This is a genomic window from Streptomyces sp. NPDC031474 (assembly GCF_055581185.1).
In genome coordinates this window covers 64,850-77,757 of the sequence record NZ_JBVIJX010000024.1, presented here as the reverse complement: position 1 = coordinate 77,757, position 12,908 = coordinate 64,850, and the positions used below count along the sequence as shown (strand labels likewise).

Annotated in this window: 17 protein-coding genes and 4 tRNA genes; 14 read left to right on the top strand and 7 right to left on the bottom strand. The window is 70.3% G+C overall.

The features are described 5' to 3' along the window. The first annotated feature begins 14 nt into the window (after positions 1 to 14). A complete protein-coding gene (locus ACZ5SK_RS40080) occupies positions 15 to 281 on the top strand; it encodes a GlsB/YeaQ/YmgE family stress response membrane protein (protein ID WP_079660458.1) in 267 nt (88 codons plus the stop codon). A gap of 76 nt (positions 282 to 357) precedes the next feature. On the opposite strand, the gene ACZ5SK_RS40075 is transcribed toward ACZ5SK_RS40080, so the two are convergent. Beyond that, positions 358 to 846, bottom strand: coding sequence for a YajQ family cyclic di-GMP-binding protein (locus ACZ5SK_RS40075; protein ID WP_334577845.1), 489 nt, complete (start codon positions 844 to 846; stop codon positions 358 to 360). Positions 847 to 1,082: 236 nt separating this feature from the next. Between ACZ5SK_RS40075 and ACZ5SK_RS40070 the strand changes: the two genes are divergently transcribed. Continuing rightward, a tRNA-Tyr gene (locus tag ACZ5SK_RS40070) sits at positions 1,083 to 1,164 on the top strand. 100 nt (positions 1,165 to 1,264) lie between these two features. On the opposite strand, the gene ACZ5SK_RS40065 is transcribed toward ACZ5SK_RS40070, so the two are convergent. Then, the gene (locus tag ACZ5SK_RS40065; protein ID WP_334577844.1) at positions 1,265 to 1,564 is read right to left on the bottom strand and encodes a hypothetical protein; all 300 of its coding nucleotides are present in this window, start codon (positions 1,562 to 1,564) and stop codon (positions 1,265 to 1,267) included. Between the two features lie 98 nt (positions 1,565 to 1,662). Here ACZ5SK_RS40065 and ACZ5SK_RS40060 point away from each other — a divergent pair, with 98 nt between their 5' ends. After that, positions 1,663 to 1,893 carry a hypothetical protein gene (locus tag ACZ5SK_RS40060; protein WP_334577843.1) on the top strand — a complete coding sequence of 77 codons (231 nt, stop codon included), beginning with the start codon at positions 1,663 to 1,665 and terminating at the stop codon, positions 1,891 to 1,893. Between the two features lie 22 nt (positions 1,894 to 1,915). On the opposite strand, the gene ACZ5SK_RS40055 is transcribed toward ACZ5SK_RS40060, so the two are convergent. After that, positions 1,916 to 2,572 carry an SDR family oxidoreductase gene (locus tag ACZ5SK_RS40055; protein WP_319334160.1) on the bottom strand — a complete coding sequence of 219 codons (657 nt, stop codon included), beginning with the start codon at positions 2,570 to 2,572 and terminating at the stop codon, positions 1,916 to 1,918. Between the two features lie 176 nt (positions 2,573 to 2,748). Continuing rightward, positions 2,749 to 4,065, bottom strand: a complete 1,317-nt coding sequence (locus tag ACZ5SK_RS40050) for an amidohydrolase family protein (protein ID WP_361708088.1) — start codon at positions 4,063 to 4,065, stop codon at positions 2,749 to 2,751. Between the two features lie 257 nt (positions 4,066 to 4,322). On the opposite strand from ACZ5SK_RS40050, the gene ACZ5SK_RS40045 reads away from it, so the two are divergent. From ACZ5SK_RS40045 to ACZ5SK_RS40015, 7 genes are all read left to right on the top strand, one after another. Continuing rightward, a tRNA-Thr gene (locus ACZ5SK_RS40045) sits at positions 4,323 to 4,395 on the top strand. 46 nt (positions 4,396 to 4,441) lie between these two features. Beyond that, positions 4,442 to 4,514, top strand: a tRNA-Met gene (locus tag ACZ5SK_RS40040). Between the two features lie 88 nt (positions 4,515 to 4,602). Further along, on the top strand, positions 4,603 to 4,767 hold the full coding sequence (gene rpmG / locus ACZ5SK_RS40035; protein ID WP_003948671.1) for a 50S ribosomal protein L33: 165 nt from the start codon (positions 4,603 to 4,605) through the stop codon (positions 4,765 to 4,767). 181 nt (positions 4,768 to 4,948) lie between these two features. After that, a complete protein-coding gene (locus tag ACZ5SK_RS40030) occupies positions 4,949 to 5,437 on the top strand; it encodes a MaoC family dehydratase N-terminal domain-containing protein (RefSeq protein ID WP_334577841.1) in 489 nt (162 codons plus the stop codon). Positions 5,438 to 5,444: 7 nt separating this feature from the next. Further along, a complete protein-coding gene (locus ACZ5SK_RS40025) occupies positions 5,445 to 5,873 on the top strand; it encodes a MaoC family dehydratase (RefSeq protein ID WP_319334151.1) in 429 nt (142 codons plus the stop codon). A 217-nt stretch (positions 5,874 to 6,090) separates the two neighbouring features. Then, entirely contained in the window at positions 6,091 to 6,288 is a 198-nt protein-coding gene (locus ACZ5SK_RS40020; protein ID WP_334581418.1) for a hypothetical protein, read from the top strand. A gap of 84 nt (positions 6,289 to 6,372) precedes the next feature. Next, positions 6,373 to 7,428: a UDP-N-acetylmuramate dehydrogenase gene (locus tag ACZ5SK_RS40015; protein WP_334577840.1), complete on the top strand. Its 1,056-nt coding sequence runs from the start codon at positions 6,373 to 6,375 to the stop codon at positions 7,426 to 7,428. 103 nt (positions 7,429 to 7,531) lie between these two features. Here the strand turns inward: ACZ5SK_RS40015 and ACZ5SK_RS40010 are convergent, their stop codons facing one another. Next, complete coding sequence (locus ACZ5SK_RS40010) at positions 7,532 to 8,164, bottom strand: NAD(P)-dependent oxidoreductase (protein WP_334577839.1); 633 nt, start codon at positions 8,162 to 8,164, stop codon at positions 7,532 to 7,534. A 98-nt stretch (positions 8,165 to 8,262) separates the two neighbouring features. On the opposite strand from ACZ5SK_RS40010, the gene ACZ5SK_RS40005 reads away from it, so the two are divergent. Then, positions 8,263 to 8,850 (top strand): TetR/AcrR family transcriptional regulator, encoded by a 588-nt coding sequence (locus ACZ5SK_RS40005; RefSeq protein ID WP_361708080.1) that lies wholly within the window; start codon positions 8,263 to 8,265, stop codon positions 8,848 to 8,850. 4 nt (positions 8,851 to 8,854) lie between these two features. Here ACZ5SK_RS40005 and ACZ5SK_RS40000 read toward each other — a convergent pair whose 3' ends face one another. Both ACZ5SK_RS40000 and ACZ5SK_RS39995 read right to left on the bottom strand, forming a co-directional pair. After that, positions 8,855 to 9,886, bottom strand: a complete 1,032-nt coding sequence (locus ACZ5SK_RS40000; protein WP_334577837.1) for an adenosine deaminase — start codon at positions 9,884 to 9,886, stop codon at positions 8,855 to 8,857. Positions 9,887 to 10,010: 124 nt separating this feature from the next. Next, the gene (locus tag ACZ5SK_RS39995) at positions 10,011 to 11,237 is read right to left on the bottom strand and encodes a pyridoxal phosphate-dependent aminotransferase (protein WP_319334140.1); all 1,227 of its coding nucleotides are present in this window, start codon (positions 11,235 to 11,237) and stop codon (positions 10,011 to 10,013) included. A gap of 241 nt (positions 11,238 to 11,478) precedes the next feature. On the opposite strand from ACZ5SK_RS39995, the gene ACZ5SK_RS39990 reads away from it, so the two are divergent. From ACZ5SK_RS39990 to nusG, 3 genes are all read left to right on the top strand, one after another. Beyond that, positions 11,479 to 11,551: transfer RNA gene (locus tag ACZ5SK_RS39990), tRNA-Trp, on the top strand. Between the two features lie 116 nt (positions 11,552 to 11,667). After that, a complete protein-coding gene (gene secE, locus ACZ5SK_RS39985; RefSeq protein ID WP_079660434.1) occupies positions 11,668 to 11,955 on the top strand; it encodes a preprotein translocase subunit SecE in 288 nt (95 codons plus the stop codon). Positions 11,956 to 12,035: 80 nt separating this feature from the next. Further along, on the top strand, positions 12,036 to 12,893 hold the full coding sequence (gene nusG, locus ACZ5SK_RS39980) for a transcription termination/antitermination protein NusG (RefSeq protein WP_319673714.1): 858 nt from the start codon (positions 12,036 to 12,038) through the stop codon (positions 12,891 to 12,893). Positions 12,894 to 12,908: the final 15 nt, after the last annotated feature.

Sequence of the window (12,908 nt, the reverse complement as noted above, 5' to 3'; positions counted from 1 at the left end):
GGCAGGTTCAGGACATGAGCATCATCAGCTGGATCATCCTCGGCCTGTTGGCCGGAGTCATCGCCAAGGTCCTGCTGCCTGGTCGTGACCCAGGCGGCTTCATCGGTACGACCCTCATCGGCATCGCGGGCGCGTTCATCGGCGGCTGGATATCGGCCCGCTGGCTGGACCACCCCATCACCAAGGACTTCTACGACGGCGCCACCTGGGCCGCGGCGATCGGCGGTTCGCTGGTGCTCCTGATCGTCTACCGCCTGCTGTTCGGCAACTCGCGCGACTGAGCCCCACGCGGAGCAGTCCTGACGGCGGACGGGAGGACCACAAGGGTGGGCACCCGGCGGGCGCCCACCCGGCCGACTACCGGTAGTTCACGAACTGCAGCGCGAAGTCGAAGTCCTGGCCCTTGAGAAGGGTGATGACGGCCTGAAGGTCATCGCGGCTCTTGGAGCTGACGCGCAGCTCCTCGCCCTGCACCTGGGCCTTCACACCCTTGGGGCCCTCGTCGCGGATGAGCTTCGCGACCTTCTTCGCGTTCTCCTGGGAGATGCCCTCCTTGATCTCCGCGAAGAGCTTGTACTCCTTGCCGGAGAGCTGAGGCTCGCCCGCCTCCAGCGCCTTGAGCGAGATCCCGCGCTTGATCAGCTTGGACTGGAAGACGTCGAGGACAGCGTTCACCCGGTCCTCGGAGTTCGCCTCCATGAGGATCTTGTCACCGGACCACGAGATCGAGGCGCCGACGCCCTTGAAGTCGTAGCGCTGCGAGATCTCCTTGGCGGCCTGGTTGAGGGCGTTGTCGACCTCCTGCCGCTCGACCTTCGAGACGATGTCGAAACTGGAGTCGGCCATGTCCTGTGGCTCCTTGTATCGGGGTTGTATCGGAGTGCGTGTCGGGCGGGTATCGGCGTACGTGGGGATGACCGCCGAGCCCGGCGTGATCCCGGGCCGCATCCGGACAAGCCTAGCCACCCCGCTCGCCCCGGGCGGCGAGGAATCAGGTGGCGAAGCACCCCGGTGCATCGGGTATCGTTTACGTCGTTGCCAGGGAGCACCGCCGAAAAGCGGTTCGAATGGGCAGCAATCCCGGCGGTGTGCCCGAGCGGCCAAAGGGAGCAGACTGTAAATCTGCCGGCTCAGCCTTCCCAGGTTCGAATCCTGGCGCCGCCACGCTGAGAGAGGGAACCCCTCCGTACTGCGAAAACGCAGGATGGAGGGGTTTCTTCGTGTTGCGGGGGGAAGTGCGCGGGGCGACCGCGCTTCACTCGCCCTACTCTCCCTCGGGCGATGTTTGCGAGCTGTCTCCCGGTGGCTTCCCCGCCCTTTTCACCTCCGCCTCGACGTCGGTACGCGGTTTGTTCTCGTCCTTGGCGTACTCGGTCACCGCGGCCTGGACGTCACGGGCGAGGTCGCGCCAGGCACGCCAGGCGGTTTCGTAGGTGTCCGTCTGGATCTCCGACCAGGGGGTGGCCGTGGGTGCGCCGTACGCGTCCCGCAGCTCTTCGACCCTCGCGTGCGCCTCGTCGGCCGCGCGCTGCTTCTCCACGAGTTCCTCGAAGGTATGTGCCACGTGTACGGATGCTAAGCAGGTGACCGCACTTCCGCGCGGCGAGCGGGGCGCGTCCCGCCACGGGATACCCGCGTGGCCCACTGGGGCAGACTGGCCCCATGTCCAGCACGTCCAGCACGTCCAGCCGTCGTAGAACCTGCCCCGAGTGCCGTCGCGAGATCGCCGTGGTCGCCGGACGGTTCGCCCGGCACGACCCGCCGGGCGCGCGGGAGAGCGGGGAGCTCGTCTCCTGCCCCGGCTCCCGCAGGACGGCGCAACTCGGCGCCGCCCAGCCGTCGTTGGACGGATATACAGTCCCGGAGTTCCCGGGACAGCTGCCTCTCTTCTAGCGTCGTCGGCGCGCGGCTGCCCTCAGTTCCCCGCCACCGCCTTCACCGCCACCGACACCGGTGCCGAGCCGCTGATCAGCTCCAGGGTGAGGCCGGACGTCGCCGGGGTGTCCAGCAGCTCAGCCAGCACGGCCGCCACGTCGTCGCGCGGGACGGGACCACGGCCCGTACGGGCCTCCAGGCGGACCAGACCGGTGCCGGCGTCGTCCGTCAGCGCGCCCGGCCGCAGGATCGTCCAGTCGAGGGAGCCCAGGCCCTGCACGTACGCGTCCGCCTCGCCCTTGGCGCGCTGGTAGACGTCGAAGACCTCGTCGCCCTGGTGATCGGCGTCCGCGCCCATGGACGACACGACCACGAAGCGCCGTACGCCCGCCCGGACCGCGGCGTCCGCGAACAGCACTGCCGCGCCCCTGTCCACCGTGTCCTTGCGGGCCGTCCCGCTGCCCGGGCCCGCGCCCGCCGCGAACACCGCCGCGTCCGCGCCGCGCAGCCGCTCCGCGACCTCCTCGACGGACGCCGACTCCAGGTCCAGGACCACCGGTTCGGCACCGGCCGCCCGCAGGTCGTCGGCCTGCTCGGCCTTGCGGATGATCCCCGCGACCTCGTCTCCGCGCGCGGCGAGCAGACGCTCCAGCCGCAGCGCGATCTGACCATGTCCACCAGCGATGACAATGCGCATGCTTCCGACCGTACGCCCGGACAGCCCCATCCGCCGCATGACTTCGGCCAGACCCCGCCCGTATCCCCGACCGCACGCCAGAACGCCAAAACGCCCCTTCCGGCTGTGCCGCGGCCCCAACTCCTCTGCGGCGTCGGCGTCCTCTGGTCCTGTGCCTCCTCTGCGCCCTCTGCGTTCTACGAAAGTTCTCCCCGGCCCTGCCTCGGCAGGCCCAACTCCGTTGCGGCCGTCGAGTTGCAGTACTCGCGGACCGCGCTGGTGCGGGCCACCACGCGCCCCCGGTGGATCACGATCCGGCTGTACGCCAGCGACAGGACGCCCGCCAGCCGGTCGCCGCGGACGGCCAGCAGATCGGCCGGGAATCCCGCCTCCACGCGAACCTCGGGCAGGCCCAGAGCGGCCCGTGCGGACGTGCTCACGGCGTCGTAGGCGTCCTCGGGGCGCAGGCCGTGGCGGGAGGCGAGCAGGTAGGCCGCCTCCAGGGGGTCGCCGCGGCCGACCGGGTTGGAGACGTCCCGCAACGCCCCGCTGCCGGCCGCCACCCGCACCCCGGCCGCACGCAACAGCCGTACGGGTGCCCCGCCCCGTCGTGGGGCGGAGCCGCAGCCGCCCTGGGGGAGGCAGACCACCGTCACGCCGGCGGCGGCCAGTTGGCCGGCGGCGCGGCCGGCCGCCTCGGCGGAAAGGTGGTCGAGACCGCCGCAGGGGCTGAGGGTGACGCCGGGGCGCAGGCCGCCGGCCATCGAGGCGAGGCGGGCGAGACGCGCCGGGTCGGCTGCGTCGGTGTGCAGGTCGACGGGGCAACCGTGCTCGGAGGCGACCTCCAGGACGGCCTCCACGTAGCCCGTCGGATCGGGGTCCAGGTCCGGGCAGCCGCCCACCACCGAGGCGCCCATCTTCACCGCGTCGTGCAGCATCGCGAGCCCGTCCGCCCCCGCTGCCCCCGTCAGCACCCGGGGAACCGCCACCGCCGTCAGCTCGGCGAGCCCGCGCAGCGAACGCCCGGCCTGGAGAACGGCGGCCAGCGCGCCGAGGCCCTGGACGTCGCCCACGCGCACATGGGCGCGCAGCGCCGTCGCGCCATGGCCGAGCTGCAGCAGCGCGGCCTCAATGGCACGACGCTGGACGTCCACAGGGGCGTACGAGACGGGGCCGTCGGTGTCGGCCGTGAGCGCGGTGTCGGCGTGCGCGTGCGGCTCGGCGGGGGCGGGCAGCAGGAGGTAGCCCCCGAGGTCCAGGCGCGTGCCGCCGGGGGACGGGCCGGTCGCCGGGCCCACGGTCAGGCTGCCGGCCGTGCCGACCGCCTCGATGCGTCCGCGGCCCAGTCGTACGTCCACGGTCCGGCCGTCCGCCAGACGCGCCCCGCACAACAGGAGAGGGGCCGGCTCCGGTGAGCCTCCCGAAGCACCGGACCAGGACGACCGGGACGACTGGGGCGACCAGGACGACCAGGACGACCACGAGGGGGGCGGCTGCGGCTGGCTGTCGGGCATCGCGCTCCATGGGCTCGGCGACTGTGTCGTACGAGATCACGCGGGAACGCAAGATCACGCAGAGTGAGTCGAGCCTAGGACGGCGGTTCGGGACGGGCGGGGAGGAGCGAAATAGTCATACCGGTGTGGTCGGACATGCCGGAGGGGCTCAGGAGACCGCCGGGACCTTGGGGAAACGGCCCCCTCGGCGGCCCCGTAGGGCCTCGCGAAACGGATTTGGGTGAACGGCTGCGGACCGTGTAATGTCTTCATCGCTCGCCCCAATAGCTCAGTCGGTAGAGCGTCTCCATGGTAAGGAGAAGGTCTACGGTTCGATTCCGTATTGGGGCTCTGGTGGGTGAGGTTCCCGTCGCAAGGCGGGACCTGATCCCATCAAAGCGGTGTAGCTCAGTCGGTAGAGCAAGCGGCTCATAATCGCTGTGTCACCGGTTCAAGTCCGGTCACCGCTACTGACAGTAGCCGATTGTGGGGTCGGTCCTTCGATCGGCTACTCTTGTATGCGTTAATCGTCCCATCCGTTCGTCAAGGAGCACTCCTGTGGCTGCCACCGACGTCCGCCCGAAGATCACGCTGGCCTGCGTGGAGTGCAAGGAGCGGAACTACATCACCAAGAAGAACCGGCGTAACAACCCGGACCGACTGGAGATGAAGAAGCACTGCCCGCGTTGCAACGCGCACACCGCGCACCGCGAGACGCGATAAACCAGGCTCGTATGCGAGGCCGTCCCCGAGTGATCGGGGGCGGCCTCGTGTCGTTGAGTGACCCGTACCGGTTGGTAAGCCTGATCGGTGGACCCGGTCGGTGAAGCCGGCCAGTAATGCAACGCAGCCAGTGACGCAACGCAGCGCAATCACGCAGAGCAACCAGGAGGTGCCGAGGCCCATGGCGCTCGACCAGTCCTTCGTGGGGCGGACCTACCCGCCCACCGATCCCTATGAGATCGGCCGGGAGAAGATCCGCGAGTTCGCCGAGGCCGTGGGCGACGCCAACCCGGCGTACACCGACCCGGACGCCGCCAAGGCGCTCGGATACGCCGATGTGATCGCGCCGCCGACCTTCGTGTTCTCGATCACCTTCAAGGCGGCGGGACAGGTCGTCCGGGACCCTCAGCTGGGCCTCGACTACAACCGCGTCGTGCACGGCGACCAGAAGTTCGCCTACAAGCGTCCGGTGCGCGCCGGTGACCGGCTCACGGTCACTTCGACCATCGAGGCCGTCAAGTCCATGGCCGGCAACGACATCCTGGACATCCGTGGCGAGGTCCACGACGAGTCCGGCGAGCACGTCGTCACCGCCTGGACCAAACTGGTCGCCCGCGCGGCGGAGCCTGAGCAGGCATCGACGCCCGCAGAAGCAGACGGGGAGGCGTGAGGAACCGATGACGGCGAAGATCGCTTACGACGACGTCGAGGTCGGCACCGAGCTGCCGGCCCAGTCCTTCCCTGTGAACCGCGCCACGCTCGTGCAGTACGCGGGCGCCTCGGGGGACTTCAACCCCATCCACTGGAACGAGAAGTTCGCCAAGGAGGTGGGCCTGCCGGACGTCATCGCGCACGGCATGTTCACCATGGCCGAGGCGATCCGCGTCGTCACCGACTGGACCGGCGACCCGGGCGCGCTCGTCGACTACGGCGTCCGCTTCACCAGGCCGGTCGTGGTCCCGAACGACGACCAGGGCGCGGTGATCGAGGTCACCGGCAAGGTCGGCGCCAAGCTCGACGACAACACCGTGCGGGTCGACCTGACCGTGACCAGCGGCGGCCAGAAGGTGCTCGGGATGTCCCGGGCGGTCGTGCGGCTGGGCTGACGTCGGGCGGCTGCGCGCAGGTACGTGAGTAACGCGCAGGCACGTGAGTAAGGGGCGTTCTCCATTGCGGGGCGCTCCTTACTGTTTGCGGCCCCCTACCTGCCCCAACGGGCGAGGTCGGGACGGCGTTCCGTCGGCCCCTTGGCACAGGTCCTCGCAGCGCCGCCCCAGCCCCCTCCCGGCCCCCTCCTCGGCTCCTCCCCTCAGCCGCGTCGGCATGGCGTCGTTCTTCGCCCCGGCCTCCGGCCTGGTGATGTCCGGCGTCCGTCCGCAGGAGCAGGGGAGCGCGTCAGGCGCCGACAACGCGCTGCGGGAGGTCGGCGGCGCCCGCTCCGGAGAGCGCCGCCCGCTGAGACACCAGCAATCACCCAGCACGCGCGCGTGCATCGACGGACGGAAGACGGACGACGGGTGACGGGTGACGGGTGACGGGCGGTCGACGGCCGTGCGGGCGGGACGGCGGGCGGGGCTGTCGGTGGTGTCTCGTACGCTTGGGCGCGTGCAGGAACTCCAGGACGCCCCGCTCGCCCCGCTGACCACCTTCCGGCTGGGCGGTCCCGCCACCAGGCTGGTGACCGCGACCACCGACGCCGAGGTGATCGCCGCCGTGCGCGAGGCCGACGCCGACGGCACACCGTTGCTCGTCGTCGGCGGCGGCTCCAACCTCGTCATCGGCGACAAGGGTTTCGAGGGCACCGCCCTGCGCATCGCCACCCGAGGCTTCGAACTCCTCGGGACCCGGCTGGAACTGGCCGCCGGCGAGGTCTGGACCGACGCCGTCGCCCGCACCGTGGAGGCCGGGCTCGCCGGCGTCGAGTGCCTGGCCGGCATCCCCGGCTCGGCGGGCGCCACGCCGATCCAGAACGTCGGGGCGTACGGCCAGGAGGTCTCCTCCACGATCACCGAGGTCATCGCCTACGACCGCCGGGCGGGCGAGACGGTCGCGCTCACCAACGAGGAGTGCGCCTTCTCCTACCGTCACAGCCGCTTCAAGGCCGACCCCGAGCGGTATGTCGTCCTGCGCGTCCGCTTCGAACTGGCCGACGCGGGCGGGCTGTCGGCGCCCCTGAAGTACGCCGAGACGGCACGGGCGCTGGGCGTCGAGCCGGGGGACCGGGTGCCGCTCGCGCAGGCGCGCGAGACCGTGCTGAAGCTGCGCGCCGGGAAGGGCATGGTCCTCGACGCCGAGGACCACGACACCTGGTCGGCCGGTTCGTTCTTCACCAACCCGATCGTCACCGACGCCGATTTCGCCGTGTTCCACGCGCGCGTGCGCGAACGGCTGGGCGACGGCGTGGAGCCGCCCGCCTATCCGGCCGGCGAGGGCCACACTAAGACCTCCGCTGCCTGGCTGATCGACAAGGCGGGCTTCACCAAGGGATACGGCAGCGGCCCCGCCCGCATCTCCAGCAAGCACACCCTCGCCCTCACCAACCGCGGCACGGCCACCACGGAGGACCTGCTGGCGCTGGCCCGCGAGGTCGTGACCGGTGTGCGCGAGGCCTTCGGGATCACCCTGGTCAACGAGCCGGTGATGGTGGGCGTCAGCCTGTAGGCGCCCATCGAGCGGCCGCCGGCCCCCTGGGAAACCGCCGCCAGTGAGAGGACGCGGTCCATAGGAGGATGTCCCCGGTCGGCCCACCCCCGTAACCCGCCCTCTAGTAAGCCACCCCCACCCCCTGCTTCACCGTCCCCGCGTCCTCCACCATCGCCAGCATCGCGTGCGCCACGTCCGCCCGCCCGATGAACCGGCCCTTGCGCGGGAAGCCGCCCACGACGGTCCGGTACGCCCCGGTCACCGGCTTGTCCTGCAGCCGGGGCGGTCGTACCACCGTCCAGTCGGTGGCGCTGCGCGCCAGTTCCGCCTCCATCTCCCGCAGGTCGGCGTACACGTCCTTCAGGGCAGCCGAGACGAGGCCGCGCACCGTTCGGTCCAGGGCGCCGTCGCCCTCGGGCTCGGGGCCGATCGGACCGGCGCTCACCACGAGCAGCCGGCGCACGCCCTCCGCCTCCAGGGCCGACAGGACCGTACGCGTCAGCCGGGCCGCGACGCCCGCGTCCTTGCGGCGGCGCGCGCCGAGCCCGGACAGGACCGCGTCCCGGCCGGTCACGGCGGGGCGCAGCGCCTCCGGGTCGGTGAGGTCGGCGCGGACCACCTCCAGGCGTCCGCCGGTGACGGCGAGCCGGGCGGGATCCCGTACGACGGCCGTGACCTCGTGGCCCGCGTCCAGGGCCTGACGGACCAGCTCCCGGCCGATGCCTCCGGTGGCGCCGAAAACGGTGAACTTCATGGCGTGCTCCCATTCCCCCTAGGTGGGTGAGCATTCACTCACCCCTGCTTCCCCTAGAGTGGGTAAGCATTCACCCACCCGTCAAGAGGGGAACCCGCATGGATCGACCGGCCCGCGTCCGCATCCTCGACGCCGCGCACGAGCTGATGCTCACCGTCGGACTGGCCCGTGCCACCACCAAGGAGATCGCGAAGGCGGCCGGCTGCTCCGAGGCGGCGCTCTACAAGTACTTCGCGAGCAAGGAGGAGCTGTTCATCCGCGTCCTCGCGGAGCGGCTGCCCCGGCTGACCCCGATGCTGAGCAGCCTGGCCGCGGAGCCCGGCCGGGGCACGCTGGAGGGGAACCTCACCGAGATCGCCCGCCAGGCGGCGCTCTTCTACGAGCAGAGCTTCCCGATCGCGGCCTCCCTGTACGCCGAGACCCAGCTCAAGCGGCGGCACGACGAGGCCATGCGGGAGCTGGGCGCGGGCCCTCACGTGCCGATCGAGCAGCTCGCGGCGTATCTGCGGGCCGAGCAGGGCGTGGGCCGGGTCCGGCCGGAGGCGGACGTGTTCGCAGCGGCCTCGCTGCTGATGGGAGCCTGTGCCCAGCGGGCGTTCGCCTACGACGCGCTGGGGGAGCGGCCGGAGGCGGCCGACTTCGCCGTACGCCTGGCCCGCACCGTGCTGGCCGGCATCGCCGGCTGAGGGCTCAGGACGCCAGCCAGTCGTCCACGCCCGACAGCAGCTTCGCCTGCACGTCCTGCGGCGCCGCCGATCCCCGTACCGACTGCCGGGCCAGTTCCGCCAACTCCTCGTCCGTGAAGGCGTGGTGGTGGCGGGCGAGGTCGTACTGGGCCGCCAGCCGCGAGCCGAACAGCAGCGGGTCGTCGGCGCCCAGGGCCATGGGGACGCCCGCGTCGAACAGGGTCCGCAGCGGAACGTCCTCCGGCTTCTCGTAGACGCCGAGCGCCACGTTCGACGCCGGGCACACCTCGCAGGTCACGCCCCGGTCGGCGAGCTTCTTCAGCAGCCGCGGATCCTCGGCCGCCCGCACCCCGTGCCCCAGCCGGTTCGCGTGCAGATCGTCCAGGCAGTCGCGCACGGACGCAGGCCCCGTCAACTCGCCGCCGTGCGGGGCGGACAGCAGACCGCCCTCCCGCGCGATGGCGAACGCCCGGTCGAAGTCCCGGGCCATGCCCCGGCGTTCGTCGTTCGAGAGCCCGAACCCGACCACCCCCCGGTCCGCGTACCGCACGGCCAGCCGGGCCAGGGTGCGGGCGTCCAGCGGATGCTTCATGCGGTTCGCCGCCACCAGCACCCGCATGCCGAGCCCGGTGTCGCGCGAGGCCGACTCCACCGCGTCCAGGATGATCTCCAGCGCCGGGATCAGCCCGCCCAGCCGGGGCGCGTACGACGTCGGGTCCACCTGGATCTCCAGCCAGCCCGAGCCGTCCTTCAGGTCCTCCTCCGCGGCCTCCCGCACCAGCCGCTGGATGTCCTCCGGCTCCCTGAGGCACGAGCGCGCCGCGTCGTACAGGCGCTGGAAGCGGAACCAGCCCCGCTCGTCGGTGGCCCGCAGCTTCGGGGGCTCCCCGCTCGTCAGCGCCTCGGTCAGCGCCTCGGGCAGGCGCACGCCGTACTTGTCGGCCAGTTCCAGCACGGTGGCCGGCCGCATCGAACCGGTGAAGTGCAGGTGCAGATGGGCCTTCGGCAGCTCAGAGACATCACGTACACGCTCCATCTGGGAATCCTGCCGCACGTTCCCGTCGTCCTGGTACCACTTTCCCCGATAGTGGTCTTGCTCGCACAAAGCAGCGGGCCGCCTCCCGAAGGAGACGGCCCGCAACCTGCTCTTGAGAGCAGGGTCAGTCCCTGGCCTCCGCCAGCAGCTTCTGGATGCGGCTCACGCCCTCGACGAGGTCCTCGTCGCCCAGCGCGTACGACAGACGCAGATAGCCCGGCGTGCCGAAGGCCTCGCCCGGCACCACCGCGACCTCGGCCTCCTCCAGGATGAGCGCGGCGAGCTCGACCGAGTCCTGCGGGCGCTTGCCGCGGATCTCCTTGCCGAGCAGCCCCTTCACCGACGGGTAGGCGTAGAACGCGCCCTCGGGCTCCGGGCAGAGGACGCCGTCGATCTCGTTGAGCATCCGCACGATGGTCTTGCGGCGCCGGTCGAAGGCCTCGCGCATCTTCGCGACGGCCTCCAGGTCACCGGAGACGGCGGCCAGCGCGGCGACCTGCGCCACGTTGGAGACGTTCGACGTGGCATGCGACTGCAGGTTCGTCGCGGCCTTGACGACGTCCTTCGGACCGATGATCCAGCCCACCCGCCAGCCCGTCATCGCGTACGTCTTGGCGACACCGTTGACGACGATGCACTTGTCGCGCAGCTCGGGGAGGATCGCGGGCAGCGAGGTGAACGTCGCGTCGCCGTAGACCAGGTGCTCGTAGATCTCGTCCGTCATCACCCACAGGCCGTGCTCCACGGCCCAGCGGCCGATCGCCTCGGCGTCCTCGGCGCTGTAGACCGCGCCGGTCGGGTTGGAGGGCGAGACGAAGAGGACGACCTTCGTGTTCTCGGTGCGCGCCGCCTCCAGCTGCTCGACGGAGACCCGGTAGCCGGTCGTCTCGTCGGCGACGACCTCCACCGGGACACCGCCGGCCAGCCGGATCGACTCCGGGTACGTGGTCCAGTACGGCGCCGGGACGATGACCTCGTCGCCCGGGTCGAGGATCGCGGCGAACGCCTCGTAGATCGCCTGCTTGCCGCCGTTGGTCACCAGGATCTGGGACGCGTCGACCTCGTAGCCGGAGTCGCGCAGCGTCTTCGCGGCGATCGCGGCCTTCAGCTCGGGCAGACCGCCGGCCGGCGTGTACCGGTGGTACTTCGGGTTCTTGCAGGCCTCGATCGCGGCCTCGACGATGTAGTCCGGAGTCGGGAAGTCGGGCTCACCGGCGCCGAAGCCGATCACCGGCCGCCCGGCGGCCTTCAGGGCCTTGGCCTTGGCGTCCACGGCGAGAGTGGCGGACTCGGAGATCGCGCCGACTCGGGCGGAGACCCGGCGCTCGGTGGGAGGGGTTGCAGCGCTCATGGGGTCCATGGTTTCAGACCGGAAACCCGCCCGGCACACGGGTTTCACGGACTGGTCAGCCGACGGGCCATCAGCGTGAACATCGCGGTGAACAGCGGAGCGAATCCGATCAAGAACGCTTTCCGTTCGACGAGGGGCCCAAGACCACGTACACTCACACGTCGTTGGCCTTCAACAGCCGCGCCACAACAGGTGCACACCGAGCACCCGGTCGGATGCGGTACGTTGGGGAACACAACAAAGGGTCGTAGCTCAATTGGTAGAGCACTGGTCTCCAAAACCAGCGGTTGGGGGTTCAAGTCCCTCCGGCCCTGCTACACACACCATCACCAGGATGTGTGCGCAGCGCATGTACGTACAGCAGCAATGCACCGCCGTGCGGCTCAGACCGGGCGCGGCACGGCCACGACCCGGGAACAGGTGAGGACGAATGGCGGACGCCGTGGGCTCCATCGACACGCCTGATGCCCAGGACGAGGTGCCTGAGGCGCAGAAGAAGACCCGCAAGGGCGGCAAGCGCGCCAAGAAGGGCCCGCTGAAGCGTCTGGCCATCTTCTATCGGCAGATCGTCGCGGAGCTCCGCAAGGTCGTATGGCCCACGCGGAGCCAGCTGACGACGTACACGACCGTGGTGATCGTCTTCGTTGTCATCATGATCGGCCTGGTGACCGTGATTGACTATGGACTCAGCCACGCCGCCAAGTACGTCTTCGGCTGATCCAATCGCGAAGGGCGCCGAGGTATCCGGCGCCCCTTTCGCATGTTCCACCCCTATGTATCCAGGAAGAAGCAGCCACCGTGTCTGACCAGAACCTGAACGAGGACGTCGAGTCCGTGGACGACGAGCTCGACATCGTCGAGGGCGCGGACGAGGACCTGGACGAGTTCGAGGCTGCCGAGGCCGAGGCGGGCGAGCCCGCTGAGGAAGCCGCGCTCCACGTCGAGGACGAGGAAGCCGAGGGCGAGGAAGCCGACGAGGACGTCGAGGACGAGGACGTCGTCGCCGACGAGGCCGAGGAAGCAGAGCCGGCCGAGCCCGTCGATCCCGTCGTCGCCCTGCGCGAAGAGCTGCGCACCCTCCCCGGCGAGTGGTACGTGATCCACACGTACGCCGGTTACGAGAACCGCGTGAAGACCAACCTGGAGCAGCGCGCCGTCTCGCTGAACGTCGAGGACTACATCTTCCAGGCCGAGGTGCCGCAGGAAGAGGTCGTCCAGATCAAGAACGGCGACCGCAAGACGATCCGTCAGAACAAGCTCCCCGGCTATGTGCTGGTGCGCATGGACCTGACGAACGAGTCCTGGGGCGTCGTCCGCAACACTCCCGGCGTCACCGGCTTCGTGGGCAACGCCTACGACCCGTACCCGCTGACCCTGGACGAGATCGTCAAGATGCTCGCCCCGGAGGCCGAGGAGAAGGCCGCCCGCGAGGCCGCCGAGGCCGAGGGCAAGCCGGCTCCGGCCCGCAAGGTCGAGGTCCAGGTGCTGGACTTCGAGGTCGGCGACTCGGTCACCGTCACCGACGGCCCGTTCGCCACGCTGCAGGCCACGATCAACGAGATCAACGCCGACTCGAAGAAGGTCAAGGGCCTCGTCGAGATCTTCGGCCGCGAGACCCCGGTCGAGCTCAGCTTCGACCAGATCCAGAAGAACTAGATCTCAACTCTTCCG

Coding starts and splice junctions, on each gene's coding strand:
- ACZ5SK_RS40080 (WP_079660458.1), top strand. CDS start 15: ATGAGCATCATCAGCTGGATCATCCTCGGCCTGTTGGCCGGAGTCATC.
- ACZ5SK_RS40075 (WP_334577845.1), bottom strand. CDS start 846: ATGGCCGACTCCAGTTTCGACATCGTCTCGAAGGTCGAGCGGCAGGAG.
- ACZ5SK_RS40060 (WP_334577843.1), top strand. CDS start 1,663: ATGTCCAGCACGTCCAGCACGTCCAGCCGTCGTAGAACCTGCCCCGAG.
- ACZ5SK_RS40055 (WP_319334160.1), bottom strand. CDS start 2,572: ATGCGCATTGTCATCGCTGGTGGACATGGTCAGATCGCGCTGCGGCTG.
- ACZ5SK_RS40050 (WP_361708088.1), bottom strand. CDS start 4,065: ATGCCCGACAGCCAGCCGCAGCCGCCCCCCTCGTGGTCGTCCTGGTCG.
- ACZ5SK_RS40030 (WP_334577841.1), top strand. CDS start 4,949: ATGGCGCTCGACCAGTCCTTCGTGGGGCGGACCTACCCGCCCACCGAT.
- ACZ5SK_RS40025 (WP_319334151.1), top strand. CDS start 5,445: ATGACGGCGAAGATCGCTTACGACGACGTCGAGGTCGGCACCGAGCTG.
- ACZ5SK_RS40020 (WP_334581418.1), top strand. CDS start 6,091: ATGGCGTCGTTCTTCGCCCCGGCCTCCGGCCTGGTGATGTCCGGCGTC.
- ACZ5SK_RS40010 (WP_334577839.1), bottom strand. CDS start 8,164: ATGAAGTTCACCGTTTTCGGCGCCACCGGAGGCATCGGCCGGGAGCTG.
- ACZ5SK_RS40005 (WP_361708080.1), top strand. CDS start 8,263: ATGGATCGACCGGCCCGCGTCCGCATCCTCGACGCCGCGCACGAGCTG.
- ACZ5SK_RS40000 (WP_334577837.1), bottom strand. CDS start 9,886: ATGGAGCGTGTACGTGATGTCTCTGAGCTGCCGAAGGCCCATCTGCAC.
- ACZ5SK_RS39995 (WP_319334140.1), bottom strand. CDS start 11,237: ATGAGCGCTGCAACCCCTCCCACCGAGCGCCGGGTCTCCGCCCGAGTC.
- secE (WP_079660434.1), top strand. CDS start 11,668: ATGGCGGACGCCGTGGGCTCCATCGACACGCCTGATGCCCAGGACGAG.